The organism is Roseobacter weihaiensis, from assembly GCF_020622345.1.
GTDB classification, from domain to species: domain Bacteria; phylum Pseudomonadota; class Alphaproteobacteria; order Rhodobacterales; family Rhodobacteraceae; genus Roseobacter; species Roseobacter weihaiensis.
Window position 1 is genome coordinate 255,660 of sequence record NZ_JACNMO010000004.1, and the last position, 22,698, is coordinate 278,357.

21 protein-coding genes and 1 pseudogene are annotated in these 22,698 nt (G+C 60.5%); 8 read left to right on the top strand and 14 right to left on the bottom strand.

The genetic code is table 11. The features are described 5' to 3' along the window. Positions 1-18: 18 nt before the first annotated feature. The 4 genes from H7847_RS06875 to H7847_RS06890 form a co-directional block, all read right to left on the bottom strand. Positions 19-783, bottom strand: coding sequence for an ABC transporter ATP-binding protein (locus tag H7847_RS06875; protein WP_227268650.1), 765 nt, complete (start codon positions 781-783; stop codon positions 19-21). Positions 784-795: 12 nt separating this feature from the next. Further along, positions 796-1,995, bottom strand: a complete 1,200-nt coding sequence (locus tag H7847_RS06880; RefSeq protein ID WP_227268651.1) for a branched-chain amino acid ABC transporter permease — start codon at positions 1,993-1,995, stop codon at positions 796-798. 4 nt (positions 1,996-1,999) lie between these two features. Beyond that, positions 2,000-3,031 carry a branched-chain amino acid ABC transporter permease gene (locus H7847_RS06885; RefSeq protein WP_227268652.1) on the bottom strand — a complete coding sequence of 344 codons (1,032 nt, stop codon included), beginning with the start codon at positions 3,029-3,031 and terminating at the stop codon, positions 2,000-2,002. Between the two features lie 87 nt (positions 3,032-3,118). After that, complete coding sequence (locus tag H7847_RS06890) at positions 3,119-4,471, bottom strand: substrate-binding protein (RefSeq protein WP_227268653.1); 1,353 nt, start codon at positions 4,469-4,471, stop codon at positions 3,119-3,121. Positions 4,472-4,709: 238 nt separating this feature from the next. Here H7847_RS06890 and H7847_RS06895 point away from each other — a divergent pair, with 238 nt between their 5' ends. From H7847_RS06895 to H7847_RS06920, 6 genes are all read left to right on the top strand, one after another. Then, positions 4,710-5,999, top strand: coding sequence for a helix-turn-helix domain-containing protein (locus H7847_RS06895; protein WP_227268654.1), 1,290 nt, complete (start codon positions 4,710-4,712; stop codon positions 5,997-5,999). Between the two features lie 60 nt (positions 6,000-6,059). Next, on the top strand, positions 6,060-6,962 hold the full coding sequence (locus tag H7847_RS06900) for an NAD-dependent epimerase/dehydratase family protein (RefSeq protein WP_227268655.1): 903 nt from the start codon (positions 6,060-6,062) through the stop codon (positions 6,960-6,962). A gap of 106 nt (positions 6,963-7,068) precedes the next feature. Beyond that, the gene (locus tag H7847_RS06905; protein ID WP_227268656.1) at positions 7,069-7,452 is read left to right on the top strand and encodes a response regulator transcription factor; all 384 of its coding nucleotides are present in this window, start codon (positions 7,069-7,071) and stop codon (positions 7,450-7,452) included. A 4-nt stretch (positions 7,453-7,456) separates the two neighbouring features. Then, positions 7,457-7,738, top strand: coding sequence for a hypothetical protein (locus tag H7847_RS06910; RefSeq protein WP_227268657.1), 282 nt, complete (start codon positions 7,457-7,459; stop codon positions 7,736-7,738). Then, positions 7,735-10,428, top strand: a complete 2,694-nt coding sequence (locus H7847_RS06915) for an ATP-binding protein (protein ID WP_227268658.1) — start codon at positions 7,735-7,737, stop codon at positions 10,426-10,428. The genes H7847_RS06910 and H7847_RS06915 overlap by 4 nt, the downstream gene beginning before the upstream one ends. A gap of 111 nt (positions 10,429-10,539) precedes the next feature. After that, positions 10,540-11,703: a FliM/FliN family flagellar motor switch protein gene (locus H7847_RS06920; RefSeq protein ID WP_227268659.1), complete on the top strand. Its 1,164-nt coding sequence runs from the start codon at positions 10,540-10,542 to the stop codon at positions 11,701-11,703. Between the two features lie 16 nt (positions 11,704-11,719). Here H7847_RS06920 and H7847_RS06925 read toward each other — a convergent pair whose 3' ends face one another. The 4 genes and pseudogenes from H7847_RS06925 to H7847_RS06940 all read right to left on the bottom strand — a co-directional run bounded on the left by H7847_RS06925 (position 11,720) and on the right by H7847_RS06940 (position 13,967). Next, positions 11,720-12,145, bottom strand: coding sequence for a TIGR01244 family sulfur transferase (locus H7847_RS06925; protein WP_227268660.1), 426 nt, complete (start codon positions 12,143-12,145; stop codon positions 11,720-11,722). A 2-nt stretch (positions 12,146-12,147) separates the two neighbouring features. Beyond that, a pseudogene (locus H7847_RS06930) lies at positions 12,148-12,579 on the bottom strand (DUF6691 family protein). A gap of 246 nt (positions 12,580-12,825) precedes the next feature. Then, the gene (locus H7847_RS06935) at positions 12,826-13,068 is read right to left on the bottom strand and encodes a hypothetical protein (protein ID WP_227268661.1); all 243 of its coding nucleotides are present in this window, start codon (positions 13,066-13,068) and stop codon (positions 12,826-12,828) included. Positions 13,069-13,193: 125 nt separating this feature from the next. Then, a complete protein-coding gene (locus H7847_RS06940; protein ID WP_227268662.1) occupies positions 13,194-13,967 on the bottom strand; it encodes a cobalamin-binding protein in 774 nt (257 codons plus the stop codon). Between the two features lie 214 nt (positions 13,968-14,181). Here H7847_RS06940 and H7847_RS06945 point away from each other — a divergent pair, with 214 nt between their 5' ends. Further along, positions 14,182-14,469: a DUF2312 domain-containing protein gene (locus tag H7847_RS06945; protein WP_227268663.1), complete on the top strand. Its 288-nt coding sequence runs from the start codon at positions 14,182-14,184 to the stop codon at positions 14,467-14,469. Between the two features lie 72 nt (positions 14,470-14,541). On the opposite strand, the gene H7847_RS06950 is transcribed toward H7847_RS06945, so the two are convergent. From H7847_RS06950 to H7847_RS06975, 6 genes are all read right to left on the bottom strand, one after another. Further along, the gene (locus H7847_RS06950; RefSeq protein WP_227268664.1) at positions 14,542-15,375 is read right to left on the bottom strand and encodes a universal stress protein; all 834 of its coding nucleotides are present in this window, start codon (positions 15,373-15,375) and stop codon (positions 14,542-14,544) included. A 15-nt stretch (positions 15,376-15,390) separates the two neighbouring features. Beyond that, on the bottom strand, positions 15,391-16,368 hold the full coding sequence (locus tag H7847_RS06955) for a 2-dehydropantoate 2-reductase (protein ID WP_227268665.1): 978 nt from the start codon (positions 16,366-16,368) through the stop codon (positions 15,391-15,393). A 102-nt stretch (positions 16,369-16,470) separates the two neighbouring features. Then, entirely contained in the window at positions 16,471-17,994 is a 1,524-nt protein-coding gene (locus H7847_RS06960; protein WP_227268666.1) for an acyl--CoA ligase, read from the bottom strand. Positions 17,995-18,014: 20 nt separating this feature from the next. Next, a complete protein-coding gene (locus H7847_RS06965; RefSeq protein ID WP_227268667.1) occupies positions 18,015-19,541 on the bottom strand; it encodes a tripartite tricarboxylate transporter permease in 1,527 nt (508 codons plus the stop codon). A 12-nt stretch (positions 19,542-19,553) separates the two neighbouring features. Beyond that, positions 19,554-20,039 carry a tripartite tricarboxylate transporter TctB family protein gene (locus tag H7847_RS06970; RefSeq protein ID WP_227268668.1) on the bottom strand — a complete coding sequence of 162 codons (486 nt, stop codon included), beginning with the start codon at positions 20,037-20,039 and terminating at the stop codon, positions 19,554-19,556. Between the two features lie 90 nt (positions 20,040-20,129). Then, positions 20,130-21,107, bottom strand: a complete 978-nt coding sequence (locus H7847_RS06975; RefSeq protein WP_227268669.1) for a tripartite tricarboxylate transporter substrate binding protein — start codon at positions 21,105-21,107, stop codon at positions 20,130-20,132. Between the two features lie 175 nt (positions 21,108-21,282). On the opposite strand from H7847_RS06975, the gene H7847_RS06980 reads away from it, so the two are divergent. Further along, positions 21,283-22,689, top strand: a complete 1,407-nt coding sequence (locus tag H7847_RS06980; RefSeq protein ID WP_227268670.1) for a helix-turn-helix domain-containing protein — start codon at positions 21,283-21,285, stop codon at positions 22,687-22,689. Positions 22,690-22,698: the final 9 nt, after the last annotated feature.

Consider the following 22,698-nt stretch of genomic DNA (forward strand, 5'->3'; position numbering starts at 1 on the left):
GGTTGAAAAACGCGCCCCTTAGGCGGCGGTCTGAGTTTCACCGAGATAGGCTTCGCGGACTTTGGGGTGGCCCTTGATGTTGTCGGGGGTGTCCTCGACCAGCGGGGTGCCTTGCGCCAGAACGGTGATCCGTTCCGCAAGGCTAAAGACCACATGCATGTCATGTTCGATAATCGCGATGGTGATGTCGCGCTCCTCGCTGATCTGTTTCAGCAGGTCGATAGTGTTGTTGGTATCGGCGCGCGCCATGCCCGCAGTGGGCTCGTCCAGCAGCAACAGCCGGGGTTCCTGGCTGAGACACATGCCGATCTCCAGCCGCCGCTTGTCACCGCGTGACAGGGAACTGGCGTGCATGCCCTGCTTGTCGGCCATGTTCATTTCGTCAAGCATGTGTCGCGCGCGCTCGACGACATCCTTTTGCGACATCACGCTGCTGATCGCGTTGAGCTCGAAAGCGCCGTCCCGCTTGGCAAAGCAGGGGATCATCATGTTCTCCAGCACGGAGAGATCCCCAAAGATTTCCGGCGTCTGAAACACCCGGCTGATGCCCATCTGGTTGATCTCATGCGGGCGGCGGCCCAGCACGGACTGGCCGTCGAACATCACCGAGCCCGTGTCCGGGATCAGCTTGCCGACCAGACAGTTGAGCAGGGTGGATTTGCCGGCCCCGTTGGGCCCGATGATGGCATGTACCGTGCGTTCGGCCACGCTCAGGTTCACATCGCCCAGGGCTTGCAGGCCCCCAAAGCGTTTTCCGACGTTTTTGACTTCGAGAATACCCATCACGTGGTCTCCTTATTCTGCCGGGGTGGTTTTGCCGTCAGGCTTGTCGTCCACCGGTTTCTTGCGCTTGAAGAGACCCGCGACTTTCTGGCCGCCCTGCACCAGCCCACCGGGCAGGAAGATCACCACCATCATGAACAAGAGCCCCAGCGTGAGGTGCCACCCCTTGCCCACGAAGGGGTAGACGATGGTGATGAAGAAATCCTCGATCCCGTCAGGCATGAAGGCAAACCATTGCTCCAGCACCGTCTTGTTGATCTTGGAGACGATGTTTTCCATGTATTTGATGAAACCTGCCCCCAGAACCGGGCCGATCAGCGTGCCTGCCCCCCCGAGGATGGTCATCAGCACGACCTCGCCGGAGGCGGTCCAGAACATGCGTTCTGCGCCCACCTGGGTGTCCATCGCGACCAGCAGCCCGCCTGCGAGACCCGCATACATGCCCGAGATCACGAAGGCCGCCAGCGTATAGGGCTTGGCGTTCAGCCCGGTGTAGTTCAGGCGCTGCTGGTTGGATTTGACCGCCCGCAGCATCATGCCGAAGGGTGAGCGGAAGATGCGGATCGACAGGTAAAAGGCCAGCAGCATCACGATGGCCGCGATGTAATAGCCCGCGTTGAAGGTAAAGATCCAGCCGCCCACGGCCATCTCGTAGCTGGTGCCCATTTCAAGCCCGAAAAGGTTGGCGCGGGGGTTCTGCCCTTCGGTGAGGGCCGCATCCAGGATACGCGGGTCGTTCACCTTGGGTTGCAGGCCGGTTTCGCCCCCTGTGATTGGGGTTAGCACCGAATAGGCCAGCGAATAGGACATCTGCGCAAAGGCCAGCGTCAGGATCGAAAAGTAGATCCCCGACCGGCGCAGCGAAATCCATCCCACCAGCAATGAAAAGAGGCCCGCCACCAGCACCGAGATCATGATCGCGGGGATCACGTTCATCGTCAGCAGTTTCATCATCCAGATCGCCGCATAGGAGCCCACCCCGAGGAAGGCCGCGTGGCCAAAGCTCAGATAGCCCGTGAGGCCAAAGAGGATGTTGAACCCGATGGCAAAGATGCCAAAGATCACCAGCCGCTGCATGAGGTCCGGGTAGCCTGCGTTGAACTGCGCCATGGCAGAGCCTTCGGGGAAGGGATTCAGGATGAAGGGGGCGAAGATCGTCAGCACCGCAACCACCAGCAGCAGCGTCGTGTCCCTTTTTGTCAAACCGAACATGCGCTTATTCCTCCATCACGCCCTTGCGGCCCATCAGGCCCCGCGGACGTGTCAGCAAGATGATGATGGCGACCAGATAGATGATGATCTGGTTGATGCCCGGCAGGGTCTCCAGCACGATGGCCATGGAGGCGAAACTCTCCAGAATGCCCAGAAGGAAGCCTGCGAGCACCGCGCCCGAGAGCGACCCCATGCCGCCCACGACCACCACCACGAAGCTGAGCACGAGGAAGTCCATGCCCATGTGGTAATTCGGCGAGTTGATCGGTGTGTACATGACGCCTGCCAGCCCCGCGACGGCGGCGGCGATGCCGAACATGATGGTAAAGCGCTTGTCGATATTGATGCCCAACAGGCCCACGGTCTCGCGATCCGCCATGCCCGCGCGCACGACCATGCCGAAGGTGGTGAATTGCAGGAAGGCAAAGACCGCGCCGATGATGACAGCGGCAAAGGCAAAGTAGACCAGACGCCAGTAGGGGTAGATGATGGTGTTGGGATCAAAGCCCAGCATCGCGCCAAAGTCGAACGACCCGCGGAAAGCATCGGGTGCCGGGGTGGGGATCGGGTTGGCGCCGTAGAAATACTTGATGATCTCCTGCAGCACGATCGCAAGGCCAAAGGTCACAAGGATCTGATCCGCATGGGGGCGCTTGTAGAAATGCTTGATAAGGCCGCGTTCCATGGCAAAGCCGATGCCGACCATGACCGGGATCGCAAACAGGATCGAGAGTGGCACGGCCCAGTCGATGATCGCATCCCCGGTGGTTTGTCCGAAGATGTCGTAGATGTAAGGCACCTCGACTTTCAGGGGGTTGCCCAGGAAGTCTTTTTGCGTCTCGTCGATGACCGTGTGGCTGAGCGTCAGAATACGGCTCAGCGTGACGGCACAGAAGGCGCCAATCATGAACAGCGCACCATGGGCAAAGTTCACAACCCCGAGGGTGCCGAAAATCAATGTCAGGCCGAGGGCAATCAGCGCATAGGCCGAGCCCTTGTCGAGGCCGTTTAAAATTTGCAGGAGTATTGCGTCCATGGTCCCACCTTCATGAAGCGTTCTTGCCCGAGTAACGGGAGGGCCGGACGGCGAGGACCGCCGCCCGGTTTATCTGGAAATCTGGCCTCAGGCGCCGGGGTTACAGGTGCCCATGTTGCCGCCCGCGAACTGCGGGTGATCGGGGGCGTATGTCACCTGCTCGACCGGTGTGACCTCGACGATTTCGAGAAGGTCGAACTCGGATGTCGGGTTCTCTTTCCCTTTCACGACCAGCACGTCCTTGAAGCATTGATGGTCTTCGCCACGATAGAGGGTCGGGCCGTTGCCCATGCCGTCGAACTCGAAGTCTTCGAGCGCTTCGACAACCGCACAGGGGTTGAACGAGCCTGCCCGCTCGACCGCATCCGCATAGAGCAGCGCCTGCACGTAGCAGGTGTGCGCTGCCTGGCTGGGCGGGAAGCCGTATTTGGTGCCGAAGGACTGCACAAAGGCCTTGGAGCCTTCGTCCTGCAACGACCAGTGCCAGTTGGTGGAGCCGAAGATGCCCTTGACGTTGGCGCCTGCGCCTTTCGCCATCAGGCGGGAGTAGAGCGGGACCACGATCTCGAAATTCTTGCCGTTGACCTGCTTGTCGCGCAGACCGAACTGCACCGCGTTGGTCAGCGAGTTGACCATGTTGCCGCCGTAATGGTTCAGCACCAGAACGTCCGCACCCGACTGCAGCACCGGCGCGATATAGGAGGAGAAGTCGGTCTGCGTCAGCGGTGTCAGCACGGTGTTGACGGTTTCCCAGCCCATGGCCTCGGTGGAGGATTTCACCGCTTCTTCTGTCGTGTAGCCCCAGTTGTAGTCGGCCGTCAGGTGGTATGCCTTGCGGTCCGAGCCGTAGTTTGCTTCCAGAACCGGGGCGAGCGCCGCGCCGGACATGTAGGAGTTGAAGAAGTGCCGGAAGCCATTGGCCTTGCGGTCTTTCCCGGTGGTGTCGTTGGAATGCGTCAGGCCCGCCATGAAGATCACGCCGGCTTCCTGGCAGAGCGCCTGCACTGCCACGGCCACGCCGGAAGAGGAGCCGCCGGTGATCATCACCGCGCCGTCTTTTTCGATCATCGACCGGGCCGAGGCCCGCGCCGCGTCGGATTTCGTCTGCGTATCGCCGGTGACGTATTCGACCTTTTTGCCGAGAATACCGTTGCCTTGCAGGGATTTGGAGCTGAAGGTCTCCAGCATGCCGTTGTCTGCACCGGTGCCGTTGAGATGCTCAACCGCAAGCTCGTAGGCGCGCAGCTCGTCGGCGCCCTCATCCGCGTAAGGACCAGATTGCGGGACGTTAAAGCCCAGTGTGACCGTGTCGCCGGTTGGTGCATTGGTAAAGCCCGAATGGCCATCCGCCCGCAGATACGTCGGCAGCGTCAGCCCGGCTGCACCGGCAACCGCGCCCGTCTTGATAAGACCGCGACGTGTAAAGTTCGATTTGGACATGAAAATCCTCCCAGTTGTTTGCTCAAACGCCGGGCGTGCTACTCCCAAGGCTCGGCGCCTGTCGCACTAAAGTGCAAACCCAACCGTGCCAAGCAAGAGAAAATTACGCAACAAGTGCCTTGAAATTAACAATTATTTTGTAAACAATTCGACAGAGTGCAGGGCTTTCTTGTAAATTAAATGATGTTGCGCCGCAGAAAGCCATTGAAAACGCCCAGATTTGCATAAGGGACGCATAATGCCACGCGAAGGATTGACCGGTAGCCGAATACGGGAACGACGGTCTGTCGCGGGTCTGCGTCAGGCAGACCTTGCGCGATCGTTAGGCATTTCCCCCTCTTACCTCAACCTGATCGAACACAACCGCCGCAGAATCGGCGGGAAGTTGCTTTTGGATATCGCGCGCGTGCTCGGGGTGGAGCCGTCGATGCTGACCGAGGGGGCGGAAGCCGCGCTGATTGCAACCCTGCGCGAGGCGGCCAAGGGCGCAAACCTGTCTCCTGCGGAAGTGGAGCGCGCAGACGAGTTGGCAGGCCGCTTTCCAGGCTGGGCAGAGGTGCTGGCCGCCGGCCATCGCCGCATTGCAACGCTGGAGCGCACGGTCGAGACCCTGAGCGACCGGCTGACCCACGATCCAAAGCTGGCAGCCTCCGTGCACGAGCTGCTTTCCACTGCGGCTGCGATCCGCTCGACGGCCTCGATTCTGGCGGATGAAAAAGACATCGAGGCGGAATGGCGGGACAGGTTCCATGCAAATCTGAATGAGGACAGCAGACGGCTGGCGGATAGCGCCAAGGCGCTGGTCAATTACTTCGAGGCTGGCGAGGAAAGTGCTGATGTCGCCAATAGCCCGCAAGAAGAGGTCGATAGTTTCCTGTCCCACCACAGCTATGCGTTTGACGCGCTGGAGGCGGGGGAGCAATCCGTCGACGCGGTCATCGCGCAGTCAGACCTCTTGCGCAGTTCAACGGCGCGGAAACTGGCCCGCACCTTGCTGAGCCGCCTTCAATCTGATGCCGCACAAGTCCCGCTGTCGGCGCTGGCGGCCGCGTTGAAACATGTCGGGGCCGACCCGATTGCCCTGGCGGTCGAACTGAAGGCCCCCGTGGCGGTCATTCTGCGCCGGATTGCCGCCAGCGCCGATCTTGAGACGGGGTTGGTCGTCTGCGATCGCGCCGGCAGTATCCTGTTTCGCAAACCGGTGGGGCAAATGGTGATCCCCCGCTTCGGCGCGGCCTGTACGCTCTGGCCGCTGTTTTCCGCGCTCTCCCAGCCCGGTCAGGTGGTGAACATGCCGCTGGTTCAACTGGGGCGGGGGCGGGCCTCGTTCAACTGTTTTGCGGTGGCGGAAGTGGTGGGGGAGCCGCAATACAACGCCCCACCGCTGATCGAGGCGAGCATGCTGTTGATTGCCGGGGCCGCCCCCCAGACCGAGGATGTGCTGGAGGTGGGATCGACCTGCGGTGTCTGCCCCAAGCGCGGCTGCCCGGGGCGGCGTGAGCCGTCGATACTGATGGAGGGCATCTGACCCCTTGCAGCCTGCGGGCCGCCGGATCACAAAGGGGCTCTGAAACAGGAGGGGGACGGGATGCGCATTCTTTTTACGGGCGGCAGTGGCAAGGCGGGCCGGCACGCGGTGGCCTATCTGGTGGCACAGGGGCACCGGGTGCTCAACGCAGATCTGGTGCCGCTGGAGATGGAGGGTGTGCAGAACCGCATTGTCGATCTGGCCGATGCCGGACAGGTCTACGACCTGATGCTGAGCTATGCGGGCTTTGACGAGCTGGAGCCAGGCACAGGGATACCGGGGTTCGATGCGGTTGTGCATTTTGCAGCGGTCCCGCGCATTCTGATGAAGCCTGACAATGAATGCTACAGGATCAATACACTCAGCACCTATAATATCCTTGATGCGGCCACCAAGTTCGGGGTGCCCAAGGTGATCTTCGCCTCCTCCGAGACGACCTATGGCATCTGTTTTGCCGATGGGGAGCGCTTGCCGGAGTACCTCCCGCTGGATGAAGAGCACCCGACGATTCCGGAAGACAGCTATGCCATGTCCAAGGTGGTCAATGAGGTCACGGCGCGCAGTTTTCACGCGCGCAGCGGGATCGATATCTATGGTCTACGCATCAATAACGTCATCGAACCTCATGAATATGAGAGAAATTTCCCAAGGTACATTGAGAATCCCGACCTGCGGCTGCGAAACTTCTTTGCCTATATCGATGCGCGGGACCTCGGCCAGATGGTGCAGTGCTGTCTGACCACAAACGGTTTGGGGTTCGAGGTCTTCAACGTCTCGAACGACGACCATTCCGTCGGCCTGAGCACGGCGCAACTGCGGGCGCGGTTCTACCCGGATGTGCCCCTGCGGGGGGAGATGACAGAGACCGAAACCTTCTACAGCAATGCCAAGGCCAAACGGTTGTTGGGCTTTGCGCCACAGCACAGTTGGCGCGAGGTCATCAAGCTGCCGCCGTCCGACTGACCCAGCAAGGCTTTGACACACCTTTGAAAAGCTCACATAGTTGGGCATCTGTCCTTCCGGGGCGCACCAATCGCAATGGTGGGCAGACCCTTGGGAGGAGGGACATATGGGCAAGCACGTTCTCTTGGTCGAAGATGAGCTCAACATTATCGAGGCGATGCGTTTTTTGTTGAGCCGGGAAGGCTGCACGGTCGACACACATGGCAACGGGACCGATGCTGCACAGGTGATACGGTCTTTAAAGCCGGACCTTGTGGTTCTGGATGTCATGTTGCCCGGCAAAAGCGGGTTCGATATTCTGGAAGAGTTGCGGGCGGATACGGAAACCGCCGCACTGCCGGTGCTGATGTTGACGGCACGGGGCCAGAGCCGCGACCGGGAAATGGCTGAAAAGGCAGGTGTAAGTCGCTTTATGACAAAACCTTTTTCGAATGCCGAAGTTCTGACGGCTGTGCGCGATCTGCTTTACGTGCACCAGCACAAAGGCTGAGCCGATGGGCCGCACGCCGCTTCCCCTGTTTCTGGAGCGCAGCAGCTATCGCAAGCGACGCATGATGGATGCGGTCAAGTTGCTGGTCATCTTGGGGGCCTGTCTTTGGATGGTTCCGGTGCTCTGGCCCAGCGATGGTCAGCCGGGTACGGTGCCGATCACCATGTCCCGTGCGCTGTTTTACGTCTTTGGCGTCTGGGTCCTGCTGATCGTCCTGCCTGCCTTTCTGATGCGCAAGGTTCGCAGTGATCTGCGCGCGGAAGGTGAGCCCGGGGACGACGCGTGACATCGCTCAACGTCCTACTCGCCGTTTGTCTGGCCTATGTGATCTTTCTGTTTTTGGTGGCCTTTTTTGCCGAACGGGCCGGCATTCAGGGCCGGGGCGGGTGGCTTTTGCGCTCTCCGCTGGTCTATACGCTGTCGCTGTCGATCTATTGCACGGCCTGGACGTTCTACGGGGCTGTCGGGAATGCGGCGCGCTCAGGGCTGGAGTATGTGACGATCTATCTGGGCCCCAGCCTTGTTATCATAGGCTGGTGGTGGATCTTGCGGCGGCTGGTGCGCATCGGGCGCAGTTACAAGGTGACCTCGATTGCGGACCTGATCTCCTCCCGGTTCGGCAAGTCGAACACTCTTGCGATTGTCGTAACGGTGATGGCGGTGATTACCGTGACCCCCTATATTGCTCTGCAATTGCAGTCGGTGACGCTTTCGCTGTCGATTTTCTCGGCGGCGGAGCAGGGGGCGGACGGCACCCGGATCGATACGGACTATGCCGCCTTCTGGATCGCTGTCGGCCTGGCGATCTTTACCGTGCTCTTTGGCACGCGGAACCTCAACGTCAACGAGCGGCATCACGGGGTGGTCATTGCCGTCGCCGTCGAAGCGGTCGTCAAGCTCGTGGCCTTGCTGGCGGTTGGGATTTTTGTGGTCTGGGGCATTGCCGGGGGGCTGCAGGAAACCTTGGCGCGGATCGATGCCTCTGATCTTGGCACCTGGCAGACCGATGGCAGCCGGTGGGCCACATTGACGTTTCTGTCGGCAGCGGCCTTTCTGTGCCTGCCCCGCATGTTTCAGGTGATGGTGGTCGAGAATGATGACGAGCGGCACCTGCAAATCGCCAGCTGGGCGTTTCCGCTCTATCTGATGCTGATGAGCCTTTTCGTGATCCCCATCGCGGTGATCGGGCTCGAGGTGTTGCCGGAAGGGTCGAACCCGGATCTCTTTGTCCTCAGCCTGCCGCTGAGTGAGGGGCGCGACGGGCTTGCCATGTTCAGCTTTCTGGGCGGGTTCTCCTCGGCGACCTCGATGGTCATCGTGGCAACGCTGGCGCTCTCGACGATGGTGTCGAACCATATCGTGATGCCGATCTTCCTGTATTTGCGGCAGGGTGGGGCCAGCCAGTCCGGTGACGTGCGCGAGGTGGTGATCCTGTCGCGCAGGCTGTCGATTCTCGGCATCATCGCTTTGGGATATATCTACTACGAAGCCTCCGGCGGTTTCGGTGCGCTGGCCGCCATCGGTCTGGTGTCCTTTGCGGGGGTGGCGCAGTTTCTGCCCGCCATGCTGGGCGGTATTTTCTGGCGCGGGGCCACGGGGCTCGGCGCGCTCTGTGGTCTGGCGGTGGGTTTCCTGCTTTGGGTCTATACGATGCTGTTACCCAGCTTCGGCCCCGGCGTTGTGCTGAGTGCGCAGATTTTCGAACAGGGGCTCTTTGGGCTTGGTCTGCTGCGCCCGCACGCACTTTTCGGGATCGACGGTTTGGATCCGATGGTGCATGCGGTGCTCTGGAGCCTGCTGCTGAATACCGGTGTGTTCGCGCTGGTGTCGCTTTTCAGCTTTCCCAATCCGTTGGAGCGGCTGCAGGGCGCGCAATTCGTGAATGTGTTTGATCATTCGGTCCCGACACGGGGGTGGAACGCCACCGTTGCGGAAAGCGAAGACCTGATGATCATGGCGCAGCGCATTCTGGGCGCAGGCGAGGCCCGCACGCTGTTTTCCGATCAGGCGCGGGCGCAGGGTCTGTCGGGGCACCTGCCTGAACCGACGCCAGATTTTCTGCAACATCTGGAGCGGGTGCTGGCAGGGTCGGTGGGGGCGGCCACGGCCCATGCGATGATAAGCCAGATCGTGGGGGGCAGCTCAGTCTCGGTACATGATCTGATGGCGGTGGCGGACGAATCTGCCCAGATGCTTGAGTATTCCAACCAACTGGAAGCCAAGTCCCACGAATTGAGCCAGACCGCCGCCCAACTGCGCGCGGCCAACACCAAGCTGATGCAGATCAGCGCGCAAAAGGACGCGTTTCTCAGCCAGATCAGCCACGAGCTGCGCACCCCCATGACGTCGATCCGGGCATTCTCCGAAATCCTCCGGGATACCGAGGGCATGGGTCCGATGGAGAAGACGAAATACGCCAATATCATCCATGTGGAGGCGATTCGGCTGACGAGATTGCTGGATGATTTGCTGGATTTGAGCGTGCTTGAGAACGGTCAGGTGACGCTGAACCAGCAAACCGGGAGTTTGGCCGACCTTCTGGACCGTGCGATCGCCACGGCGCAGGCCAGCGCGTCGCGCCCGATGAAGATCCGCCGCCGCCGTCTCAATGAAACGATCACCCTGCAGACGGATCTTGACCGGCTGAGCCAGGTGTTTATCAACCTGATGACGAATGCTCAGAAATACTGCGCCGCCACGGCGCCGGAACTGCTGATCGACGTGACGGAGCACGACGGCAGGATCATGATTGATTTTATCGACAATGGGGATGGTATCCCTGTCGATGCCCGCGAGATGATGTTTGAGAAATTCAGCCGCATCGGGGCACAGGACAGCAATGGTGCAGGGCTGGGGTTGGCGATCTGCCGCGAAATCATGGCCCGTCTGGGGGGGGACGTCAGCTATCTGGCCGAGGTGGAGGGCACAGGTTTTCGGGTGGTTCTTCCGCATTCTGTCGCACTGGCTGCTCAATAACGCGGCTGTCTCACCTTCATAAAGGCAATGGTAACTATTCTTGATTAGTTCCAATGGTGTGAAGAGCGCCTGGATGGCAAAGGGCCGCGCGGATCCGAATAGGGACATCGAATGTCAGTTTTGCAGCGCAAAGCGCAGGTTGGAAAGCAGGAGCATCAGGCACGGGCCATGACCGTGCCAAAAGCTTTGCGCGTGGGCCTGGCAAGAATTGCTGATGATGTCTTTGAAATGGCGCTTGCCGTGATCGGGGTCACGCAAGAGCGGTGCAGCGGGGAGGAGCTTGCCGAAAAGGTCGAAGAAAACGCTTTGCTGGTTCTGCTGGACGGGGTCAGAGGGGTGACCGGCGGGGTCGTTCTTGGATCGGGTCTGGTGGGCGCCTTGGTGCAGCAGCAGACCACAGGACAGGTTTCCGCGACACCAACAGAGGATCGTCGGCTCACGGAAACGGATGCAGCCCTCTGTGCGCCCATGCTCGATGCGCTTTTTGCCCATGCGCATGATCTTCTGGAAACGCCGCCCGAAAAGAACCTGCTGGCCCCTTACAAATTTGGTGCGCGGGCCGAAAACGCACGGCTGTTCTGCCTTGCCCTGGATGAGCCGGATTATCACATCCTGCGCCTGACCATCGATGTGGCCTCGGGTGCGTTCCAATCCACCATAATGCTGATCTTGCCGTTGCCGACCGCCAAGGCGGAAATGGTGCGCGACCGCTCAGATGCAGAACCCCCTGTTGCGCCCGCGACGCTGGGCGCGGCCGTGATGGGCATGCAGGCAGAGCTTTCGGCGGTGCTTTGCCGTGTACGCCTGTCCTTGTCCAGCATGAGCGCCCTCCAGCCGGGCGACACGCTTTCGATCCCGGCGGATGCGTTCGACTGCGTCGAACTGGTATCGATTGAGGGGCGGGTCGTGGGTTCCGGCGGCGTGGGACAGATTGAAGGGCAAAGAGCCTTGATGTTGGAAACGGAAGGAAAGCGTCCTGCAGAGACTGCGCGCACGCCTGATGTCGAAGAGCCTGCCGAAGAAGCTTCTGATTATACAAATCTCGATCTGCCGGAGCTCGAGCTTGCACCAAGTGAGGCATTGGCAGAAGTCCCGGACGCGGGCGGGCTGATGGACCTTCCTGATCTTCCTGATTTGCCCGATTTGCCCGATTTGGATGACATTGGTGGCGAACCCTTGGGTGACCTGCCCGACCTGCCCGATCTTCCGGACCTGCCTGATCTTGATGGCGACCTGCCCGACCTTGGCGATCTGCCCAAGCTGAACATCGCCTGACGTAATGTCTGGCGGGTTAGAGGCGCGCTGCCGCTTCAAGCGTGGGTCTTAGATTTTCCAGATCGTATCCCCCCGCACGGGCCGCGGTGATGATGTCATCCACCGGCATGTCCCCGGCGACCCCCAGAGCCCAGGCGATGGTCGAGCGTGTGCCCGAAGCGCAATAGGCCAGCACAGGTCCGTCGCACTCCTCAATAAGTGCTCGGTTCGTCGCAATCACCTCCGGCGTCATGGTCTGGTGCGTGAGAGGCTGCACCACAAATTCCAACCCGGCCACCGCCGCCGCTTTTTCCATCGCTGCCATCTGGTGGCTCGGGGGCACTTCTATATCGGGCCGGTTGCATAGGACACGCCTTATGCCCGACGCGCGGATCTCCGGCAGGTCCTCGGGCGACAGCTGTGGGGCGGCAAAAAAATGCGGGGTGATTTGACGTATATCCATGGCTAAGGGTTAGGCCACCGGTGGGGCGCTGTCCAGATGTCTGCGCAGGGTGGGGCCAGCAACACCCTGCAATCAGTGCCGCCGGAAAGGCTAGCCCACCGCCCGCCATAGCTCAAGGATGCAAGAGCCGGTCCGGCGCAGAGGACCTCCAATCCCCAAACGATACCGAAAAGCGCGGCTCCTGACAGAAGCGGGAGGTTTATCTTGCGGGATCACGGGTCCGGCTCCCCCTCGGCCAAGGAAGCTCCGCGCCGCACAACCCGCCATGCCAGCGCCATCGGCAGAATTGCGCGCGCCTTGACGAAGACCAGCGTGGCACCCCAGACGACAAAGAAATCCGGAAACCCCAGCACTTTCCGCATGTCGGTCATGCCGGACAGCCAGAGGCCAAGTCCGAAGGGCGCGCCGGACATCAGTCCAATCAGATTACGCATCTGCCTGTCTTGCGATCAGATCGCTCAGCGCACCCGCCGCAATGAACGTGCATGTGGCAATGAAGCTGCGCGGGTTGAGACGGCAGATACCGCACACCGCCTGTGAGGCGGCCGTTGCCCGGCAGACAAACCGCACCAGCGCTGCCAATCAGCAGGTCGCCCGGTTGGTCCCCAGATTCAGTCAGTGCTTAACCGATGCTCCCCCCCCCGAAGTTTTTGGTGACTGCCGCTCCGGGATTATCCGTTCTAGGCGAGAAAAATGCCCAGAATTACCAGCATCAGCCCGATGGCTGATAAAAACAAGGACCCCAGATTGAGCGGCAGCGCCCTTCGCAGTTTCTCTCGCAAGGCCTCTTCAGGCAATTTGGCGCGCCGGGCGCGGGCGACAAAAACGATGCACCAAACCAGCCCGCAGAGCCCTGCGAGCGACAGCAAGGCACCGCTCCAGATCAGCGCGTCAAAGATGGTGATATCGGAGGCATTTTCCATGCCGCCGGGCTATCCAATCAAACCCGCTTTGACAAGAGGGGGGCTTGAGCCGCGCCTCTTGAGCCCACCGCGTACGGGTTTATCTTGCGGGACGGTGCTTCTGTCTAAAGCATGATTGCGAGGTTTTACCCCCAGAGTGCCTTGTGGATCGCCGCCAGCCCATCGGTTAGCGCTGCTGGACCCGGTTGAAGGATCAGGGGGGATTTAATCTCGTAAATCCGCCCATTGGCAATGGCAGGTATCTCTTGCCAGCCGGGTCTGGCGGCTATTTTCTCGGGCTTGACTTTCTTGCCGCACCAGGAGGCGAGGATGATATCCGGTGCGGCTTCGATCACTTGCGCGGGGTCGAGGATACGGGCCTTTGCGCCCTGTTGGGCACGCAGCGGCGCAAAGACATCGCAGCCCCCGGCGATCTCGATCAATTCCGACACCCAGGTGATGCCGGCAATTGGCGGATCGTCCCACTCCTCAAAATAGACCCGAGGGCGAGAGGGGGGCGGCCTGTCGCGATGGTCTGCAATCCGGCGGGCATAGGTTTCGCGTAGAGCATGCGCCCGGCCCGCGCAGCCGGTCAGCGCACCCAATGTCGTTATCATATCGAGAATTTCATCGACCCGGCGCTGATTAAAGGCGTGCACCGTCAGGCCTGCGCGGATCAGGTCCGCTGCAATATCAGCCTGAAGGTCGGAAAAGGTGAGGACCAGGTCGGGCCGTAGGGCGATGATTTTGGGGACATCCGCAGAGGTAAACGCCCCGACACGTGGTTTTTCCCGGCGGACCTGTGGCGGGCGGACCGCATATCCCGTGACGCCGACAATCCTGTGGGACTGCCCCAGCAGATAGAGCGTCTCAACGGTTTCTTCCGTCAGGCAGATGATGCGTTCCGGGAATCGACCCATGGTTCCTCCGGTCGGTCAGATGCGGTGTTGGCCGCTTGTCGATAGGATCTCGGTGCAGCCCAGGTCAAGGTGTCTGACCGGGGGGGTAGTGGACTTCCGGGTCAGGCAGGGGATAAGGCATCGGGCACAGAGGGCCCAAAGCCGCTTGCGGCGACGCGATCAGGACGTTAGGCAGACGCCATATTGCCACCCGACCGCACCCCAGGAGCCAACCATGAGCGATACTGCCACGAACCCTGTCGAAACTGAATCCCAAGCGGACGCAAGCTACCGCGTGACCTCGAATGAGTTGCGCCAGTTTGTCGAGAGGATTGAGCGGCTGGACGCGGAAAAAAAGGACCTGGCAGAGCAGCAAAAAGAGGTGATGGCAGAGGCCAAGGCGCGGGGGTATGACACCAAGGTTCTGCGCAAGGTGATTGCGCTGCGCAAGCGCGACGCGGACGATCTCGCAGAGGAAGAGGCGGTACTGGAGATGTACAAAGAAGCGCTCGGCATGAACTGAGGGGCCGACACGCCAACCGGCACTGGCCCATATCGATCTGGCCGGTCAGGTCGCCGGGTACGGTGCTGCGTGTCAGTGGCTCATCAGCACCGGTATCTTGGCGTGCAGCGCAATGTCGTGGGTCACGCCCCCGATCAGCCCTTCGCGCAAGGGGGAGTGCTCGTAGGCCCCCATTACCAGCAGCCCCGCGCCCGTGGTGTCACAATGCTCCACCAGCGTGTCCGCAATCGTTTTGCGTCCGCGCGGAAGCTCCGTCAGGGTGACCTCTACATCATGCCGGTCAAGCACGGTCTGTACGTTGACACCCGGCAGGCTGCCTGCAAGGGGGGAGCGCCCGACCGAGACGATCTCCACAGATGTTTCGGTCTCGAGAATCTGCATCGCGTCCGCCAGGGCCCGCGCGGCGGCGCGGCCCCCGTCCCAGGCGACCACGGCCTTGTTGTTAAAGACCGACCCGCGATAGCCGGCAGGAAAGATCATCACCGGCCTGCCGCTGTCAAAGGTGACGCGGTCGGGGTAGATTTCGATATGCGACCGCCCCGGCGCCTGTGGGGTTTCATGCATGCCCAGTACGGTGATGTCAAAGAGCCGCGCGTAGGCGGTCACGGTTTGCTGGACGCTGTCACCGCTGTCGATCCAGTGCAGCTTTTCTACTGGGACGTTGGCGCATATCTCTTTGAAACTTTTTGCAATTTCCTCGTTGGGCTGGTTCTCTACATCCATGATCGCGTCCCTGACCTTTTGGGGCATCCACGGCTTGATCTGTCCCGAGAGGGTCGAGCCGCCATGGGCAAAAAGGCCGGTGAGATGCGCGTCGTAATACTGCTGCATCTTGACCGCGCCATGCAGCGCGGCCCCTGAACCGGGCAGACCGTTATAGGCGACGAGGATGTTCTTGATCGACATGGCAAGCGCCTTTTTTTAGGGGTATAGCCCGGCCGTTCGGGCGCGCAGCTTGGTCAGGGCCAGAACCGTATCGACGGTGGGCGTTGCGGTTTGGGTGACGTGCCCGAGTTCCTGTACCGACCCCAAAAGCGCATCGATTTCCATCGGTCGGCCAGCTTCCAGATCCTGCAGCATCGAGGTGCGGTGTGCGCCGACAGCGGCCCCGCCATCAATGCGGCGGTCCACGTCGATGGGAAATTTTACGCCTAGTTTCTCGGCAATTTCCTGGGCTTCGACCATCATGCCACGGGCGACGGCCCGTGTGCCAACATCGGTACACAGCACATCAAGCGTCGCATGGGTCAGCGCAGAGATCGGATTGAACGACAGGTTGCCCCAAAGCTTCACCCAAATCTCGTCGCGCAGACGGGGCCGGACGGGGGCTTTCAACCCGGCGGCAGACAGCGCTTTGGACAAGGCCATTGCACGCTCTGATTTGCTGCCGTCCGGTTCTCCCAGCGAAAACCGGTTGCCTTCGATATGTTTGATTGTGCCGGGCTCCGAGACTTCGGCGGCGGGATAGACGACACACCCCAGCACCCGATCCGGCCCAAAGCCCTCCCACTGGGCATTGCCGGGATCAACGCTTTCAAGCCGGGTGCCCTCCAGCGGGCCTTCAAGCATGTGAAAGTACCACCAAGGCACCCCGTTCACGCCGCTGACGATGGTGGTATGCTCACCGATAAGCGGTTGCATTTTCGCGACCACGGGGGGAACGGAATGCGCTTTGAGCGTCACGATGACATAGTCCTGCGGACCCAGATCGGCGGGATCGTCTGAGGCTGTGACCTTCACATTGGTCTCGCCGCCCTCTTCGATCAGCGTGAGCCCCTTTTTCTGCATTGCGGCCAGGTGCGGCCCGCGCGCAACGAGGCTAACATCCGCCCCGGCCTGGGCAAGCTTAACCCCCATGTAGCCGCCGATGGCGCCTGCTCCAAAAATGCATATTTTCATCGCTTATTTCCTTCGTCATCCCGTAAGGGATTGATATTTATACCTCACAAAGCCCGCTCCGATTTGCAAACCTGAGCCGTCTCCTTGTAAAGCGGGCCGGAATTACACTTTTTCCACCAGCCCCAGCTTTTCAGCCATCCCGATGCGCTGCATCTTGCCCGTGGCCCCCTTGGGAATTTCATCCAGGATGATGATCTTGCGCGGCACCTTGAAATCCGCCATCCGCTCCTTGGCAAAATCGCGGATATCGCGTTCGCTGGCCTCGCCCTTCAGCACAACGGCGGCGGCGACCTCTTCGCCCAGCTTCGGATGCGGCAGGGCAAAGGTCACCACCTGCGCGATGGCGGGATGATCGAGCAGCACGCCGTCCACCTCGAGCGGGCTGATCTTTTCGCCGCCCCGGTTGATGATCTCCTTGAGCCGCCCGGTCAGATGCAGATAGCCATCGCTGTCAAAAGCCCCCTGATCGCCGGTCCGGAACCAGCGCGCGTCCTCGGCCTCGAAAAAGCTTTTGGCATTGGCTTCGGGGTTGCTCTCATAGCCCGGCGTGACATTGGGCCCCGAGATGACGACTTCGCCCGTACCCTCGATCAGACGGTCCTCGGTTTCATGGGCAATGCGCACCTTTGGCCCGGCTTCGACGCCAACGGCACCGGGTTTCTGCGCCCGCGGTGGCAGCGGGTTTGAGGCCATCTGATGCGCGGCCTCCGTCATGCCGTACCCTTCGATTACCGGGGCGCCAAAGGTCTCCGCCAGCGCCTGCATGACCTGCGCGGGCAGGGAAGCCGATGAGGACCGCAGAAAGCGCAGCGGCACCTCCTTGATGATTTCTTCGTTCCGGCTGGCGCGGGTCAGGATCGCCTGATGCATTGTCGGCACGGCGGTGTACCACGTGGGTTTGGCCTGCCGCAGTGATCCAAAGAACCGCAGCGCGTCAAAGCCGGGCGCGCACCAGACCGATGCACCGGCCGCCAGCGAGGCGGAAACCGCGGCGATCAGCCCATGAATGTGAAAGAGTGGCATGACGTTCATACAGCGGTCCGCCGGCGTCAGATCGAGAGAGACGCGGATATGTTCGGCAGAGGCGGCAACGTTGGAGTGCAGCAAGGGCACGATCTTGGGCCGCGAGGTGGTGCCGGAGGTGTGCAGGATGAGGGCCACATCCTCCGGGCCGGGGGCGGTGGTGTCTGCCTCCCCACTGGCCTCTGAGGTGAGCGTGATGGTCCCGGCCGGTGCCCCGTCCGGCACGGTGACGCGGATGACCTTGATGCCCAGCGTGCCTGCGGCAGCAACGGCGGGGCCTTCGTCATCCGCCATGACCACCAGCGCCTTGGCTTTCAGGTCATCGAGGTAGAACACGTATTCCTCTTCGCGGTAGGCGGGGTTCAGAGGGGCCGTCACGGCGACCTGCGCGATGGTGATGAACGCCGCGGCCATCTCCGGGCCATTCGGCAACACGATCGCCACGCGGTTACCGCGCCCGATGCCAAAACCGTGCAGCGCTGTGCGGACATCTGAAGTGAGTGCGCGCAATCCCCCATAGCTCAACCAGTCCGCGGTCGGAGACCCAAGGGCTTTGGACCCATCATCATGCCCTGCGATCAGACCAGATACTGTTGTTTGCATCAGTGTATTCCTTTTCTCAGCTATTTCGCGGGCTCATTAGAAGCACCACGCGCACGGGATGACTTTTTGGCGTATTTCAGCAGGGGCAGCAAGAAAAACACCAAACTGATTGCAATGAAGGTCGCCGAAAGTGGTCGCTCGACAAAGGCCAGCACGTTGCCCTGTTCGGCGATCAGCGTCTGCCGAAAGCTCTTTTCCATCAGTGGACCAAGCACCAGTGCCAGCACCAGCGGGGCCATCGGGTAGTCCGCTTTGCGCAGCAGATACCCCGCAACGCCAAACCCCGCGATCAGCCAGACATCGTGGATCTTTTGACTTGGTGCGTAGCCGCCCACGATGCACAGCACCAGCACAATCGAGCAAAGCACCGTGAAGGGCATGCGCAGTGCCCAGACGAAAAGCGGGATCAGCGCGAGGTTGACCAGAACGGCGGCAAGATTGGCCGTATAGAGCGAGGAGATCAGCCCCCAGACGAAATCCGGCTGCTCGATAAACAGCATCGGGCCGGGGACGAGGCCCCACATCACCATCCCGCCGAGCAGCAGCGCGGTGGTCGGTGAGCCGGGGATGCCGAGCGTCAGCATCGGCAGCAGGGACCCGGTGGAGGCGGCGTTATTGGCGGTCTCGGGCGAGGCGACCCCTTCGATGTTGCCCTTGCCGAAGGTTTCGGGCTCTTTCGACATGATCTTGGACAGGCCGTAGGACATGAGTGCTGCAGGTGTCGCGCCTGCCGCCGGCAGCATGCCGACGAAAAACCCGATGAAGGAGCCAAACGTCAGTGTTTTCCACAGCTTGTTGACCTCTTTCAAACCGAGCCACAGATCCGCGAAGGTCAGCTTGGCCGGGGTCACCGTCGGCGCGCTCTTGGAGGTCTCGATGGTGTAGAGCACCTCGCCGATGCCATAAATGCCGATGGCCAGCACCAGAAAGCTGATGCCCGAAAAGAACCCGGGCTCATCAAAGAAGATCAGCCGGGGTTGGCCTGATATCAGATCAAGCCCAACGGTGGAGAGGGCCAGCCCAAGACAGATCATGATGATGGTTTTCAAGACATCATCGCCGCCCAGCCCCACGAAGGTCGTAAAGGCCAGCAGCACGAGCGCGAATTCTTCGGCCGGGCCAAAGGCGAGGGCCACATCCGCCAAGGGTGCTGCAAAAAGCGTGAACAGCACGACCGAGATGGTGCCCCCTACGAAAGACGCCGTGGCGGCTGCAATCAGCGCCAGACCCGCCTTGCCCTGCTGCGCCATGGGCCTGCCATCAAAGGTGGTGGCAACCGCTGTCGAGGCACCGGGTATCCCCAGCAGGATCGAGCTGATCGCGCCGCCGTACATTGCGCCATAATAGATCGCGGCCAGCAGGATGATTGCGGAGGAAGGGGGCACGATGAAGGTCATCGGCAGCACGATGGCCACCCCATTGACGGAGCCGAGGCCCGGCATCGCGCCGATAAACAGCCCGGCGGTCACGCCCAGAATGACGATCAGCAGATTGAGGGGCGACAGGGACGTCGCGAACCCGTCAGCCAGGTGAGACAGCAGTTCCATGATCCCTCTCCCCTAGAAAAACCGTGCGTAAAGCGGCAGGAAGAAAGGCTCGGTCATACCCTTTGGCAGCAGAATCTTCAGGGTGACTTCGAAAAAGAAGAACAGAAAGACAGGTGTTGCAGTGGACAGGATTGCGGTCAGCGTCCAGCCGTGTTTGCCGAATATCTTGAGGTACCAGACCATAAACAGAGGCAGGGCAACATAGGCGCCAACCCAGGGAATGAGGCCGATGGTCACGATCAGGGCGATGGCGACACTGACAACGGAGGCGAGCGTTTCGGGGTCAAAGAAGTTGCCTGAATAGTTGCTTTTGCCCCGCAAACTGCGGATCAGGATGCCCGCCGCGCAGAGGAACATCACGACCGATAGCCAGAACGGGAACGCCCCGCCGCCGGGCCCGCCGGTCATCCCGTTCCAGCCAATCGGCAGCTCAATCGCATGCCACATGAAATAGAGAGACAGCGCCATGATAGACGCTGCGATCAGTCTGTCCGCCATCAACATAGGAAAGCCCGTTCTTTGGGGAGTTAAAAAAGGGGGCAACCCGATTGCCCCCTCGTGTCCTGCACTGTCAATGCTGGAGAGGGCTTAGGACCCTTCGCCCATCTTCCCAAGTAAATCGGCGTGTTTGCCGCGTTCATCCAGGAAATAGGCCTGCAATTCATCTCCGGTCAGAAAGTCTGCCATCAGCGCCTTTTCCGTTGTGTAGGTCTGCCATTCTTCGGAGGCGTTCAGCTTTTCGAACATCTCGGTGTAATAGGCGACAGCTGCGGGGTCCATGCCTTTGGGGGCAACAAAGGACCGCTGCATCCAGTAGACAAGGTCATGTCCGAGTTCGCCCATGGTTGGCGTATCGGGAAAGACTGAAATCCGCTCTGGTGTGAAAGCTGCAATGGGGCGCACTTTGCCCGCATTATAAAAGCCCAGGGCCTCGGAAGGGTTGTTGACCGAGCTGTCGATATGCCCGCCCACAAGGTTCTTGGCCACGTCACCGCCGCCTTTGAAGGGGACATAGGTGACTTTGATGTCAAATTCGTTTTCCAGCATCGCGGTCACAAGGCTGTCTTCCTGACCCGTACCGGTTCCGCCCATTTTCCACTCGCCACCGGCGGCCTTCACGGCGGCCACATAGTCATCCAGCGTCTGAATGTCGCTGTCGGCATTCACCCAGAGCACAAATGTGTCCAGCGCCATCCGCGCAATCGGGGTGAACTCTTCGATGTCCACCCCGATGTCGGTGCGCAGGGGCGTTGTGTAATAGCTGTTGAGCGTGGCCATGATGACGTGGTTGTCGCTCTCTTTGTCTTTCAGATACCGCAGGGCTTCTGCACCGGACCCGCCGCCCTTGTTGACCGGGAGCACCGGCATAGAGGCGAGGTTCTCTTTTTGAATGATGGACTGGAAGAGTCGTGCCAGACGATCAGCGCCGCCCCCCTGACCGGCCATGATGACCATCTCGACTGGTTTTTGTGGTTTCCAGTCCTCTGCAACCGCCACAGGCGCCGTCACCAGTGCAGCAGAAGCAGCCAAGGCCAGTGCAAAGCCGCGTGTAAAATTGTAAGTCATGTAGTGTTCTCCCTCAGGCAGCAGACAGTTAATCAAGCCGAACCATCGTAGAGTAGACTAACCGTTTCACTCTACGCGAGAACTTAACTAGATCAGAGAAATAAAATTTCACTAAAATACATGTATTGATGTTAATTATTGCGTTTAGGAAATTCTTTTTTGTAAACTTGTTAATATGAGTAAAACCCTAATCGGCCCGCAATTGCGGCAGCTTCGGCGCGCACGTCATCACACACAGGCAGAGATGGCCCGCCAACTCGGCGTGTCGGCGGCTTATGTCAACCTGCTCGAAAACAACCAGCGCAGCCTGTCGGTCAAGGTCCTGATGGCGCTCACTGAAAGCTACGGCGTCGATTGGCGGAGCCTTGTCAACGATAGTGAAATCACGCATCTGGCCGACCTGCGTGCCGCGGTCCGCGATCCGGTTTTTACCGCCGATCCACCTGACCTGCAGGAGCTGCGGGCCGCCATTGACCACGCCCCGGAGCTTGTGAACATGTTTTTACAACTCTACCAGCACCATGGAAAGCTGCGTGACACCCTGCGCCATATGACAGCCGGCGACGGGATGGCGGACCGAATGGTCAAGTCGCCCGAGACTGCGATCTATGACTTTTTCCGGGATCATTCGAACTACTTTGCAGCGCTTGAGACCGCGGCGGCAGCCGCGCGGGATGCCGTAGGCGGGCGGCAGGACGACATCTACGGCAACCTCAAGCGCCATCTTAAACATGCCTACAGCATCGACGTGGAGCTGATCGGGATTGATGAGATGCCGGACGCGCTGCGGTTTTTCGATCAGGCCGCCGGGCGGGTGCTGTTGTCCGAAGCGCTTGACCAGATCAACCGCAACTTTCAGCTGGCGCACATGCTGGCGCTGGTCAGCTGCGGTGCTTTGCTGGATGACCTGTCCGCTACGGCCAAGATTCCCAGCGACATGGGGCAGGCGCGGTGCCGGGTGGAACTCGCCAATTACTTTGCCGCCGCCTTCCTGATGCCCTACGACGATATCCTGAAAGTGGCCCGGGCAACTGCCTATGACATTGACCGGATCGCCACGTCTTTTGGGGTGTCGTTTGAGCAAGCCTGCCAGCGGCTGACGACGCTGCAGCGCAAGGGGGCGCAGGGGGTGCCGTTTTTCTTTCTGCGCATCGACAAGGCGGGAAATGTTACCAAGCGGTTCAATGCCACACCCTTTACATTGGCAGAGCAGGGCGGGGCCTGTCCGGTCTGGAACATTCACAGCGCCTTTACCGCGCCGGGGCGGATCGTGCCACAATTTGTGGAGCTGCCCGACGCGGGCCAGTTCTTTACCCTCAGTCGGACCACGGATCGGCCGGTGGTCAACCGGCATATGCAGGACAGACGCCTGGTGGTGACACTGGGCTGCGAACGGGCGCATGTGGGAGAGATCGGATATGCCGCAGCTTTCAACCTCGAAGGCGCTGTGAACACGGCCAAGATCGGCATCAACTGTCACATCTGCCCGCGGCAGGCCTGTTCGGAACGCGCGCATGAGCCGCTGCATGTGAACCTGCCGGTGGATGCCAACCGGCGCGGCTCGACGCGCTATGAAAGCTGAGAGGTGTCG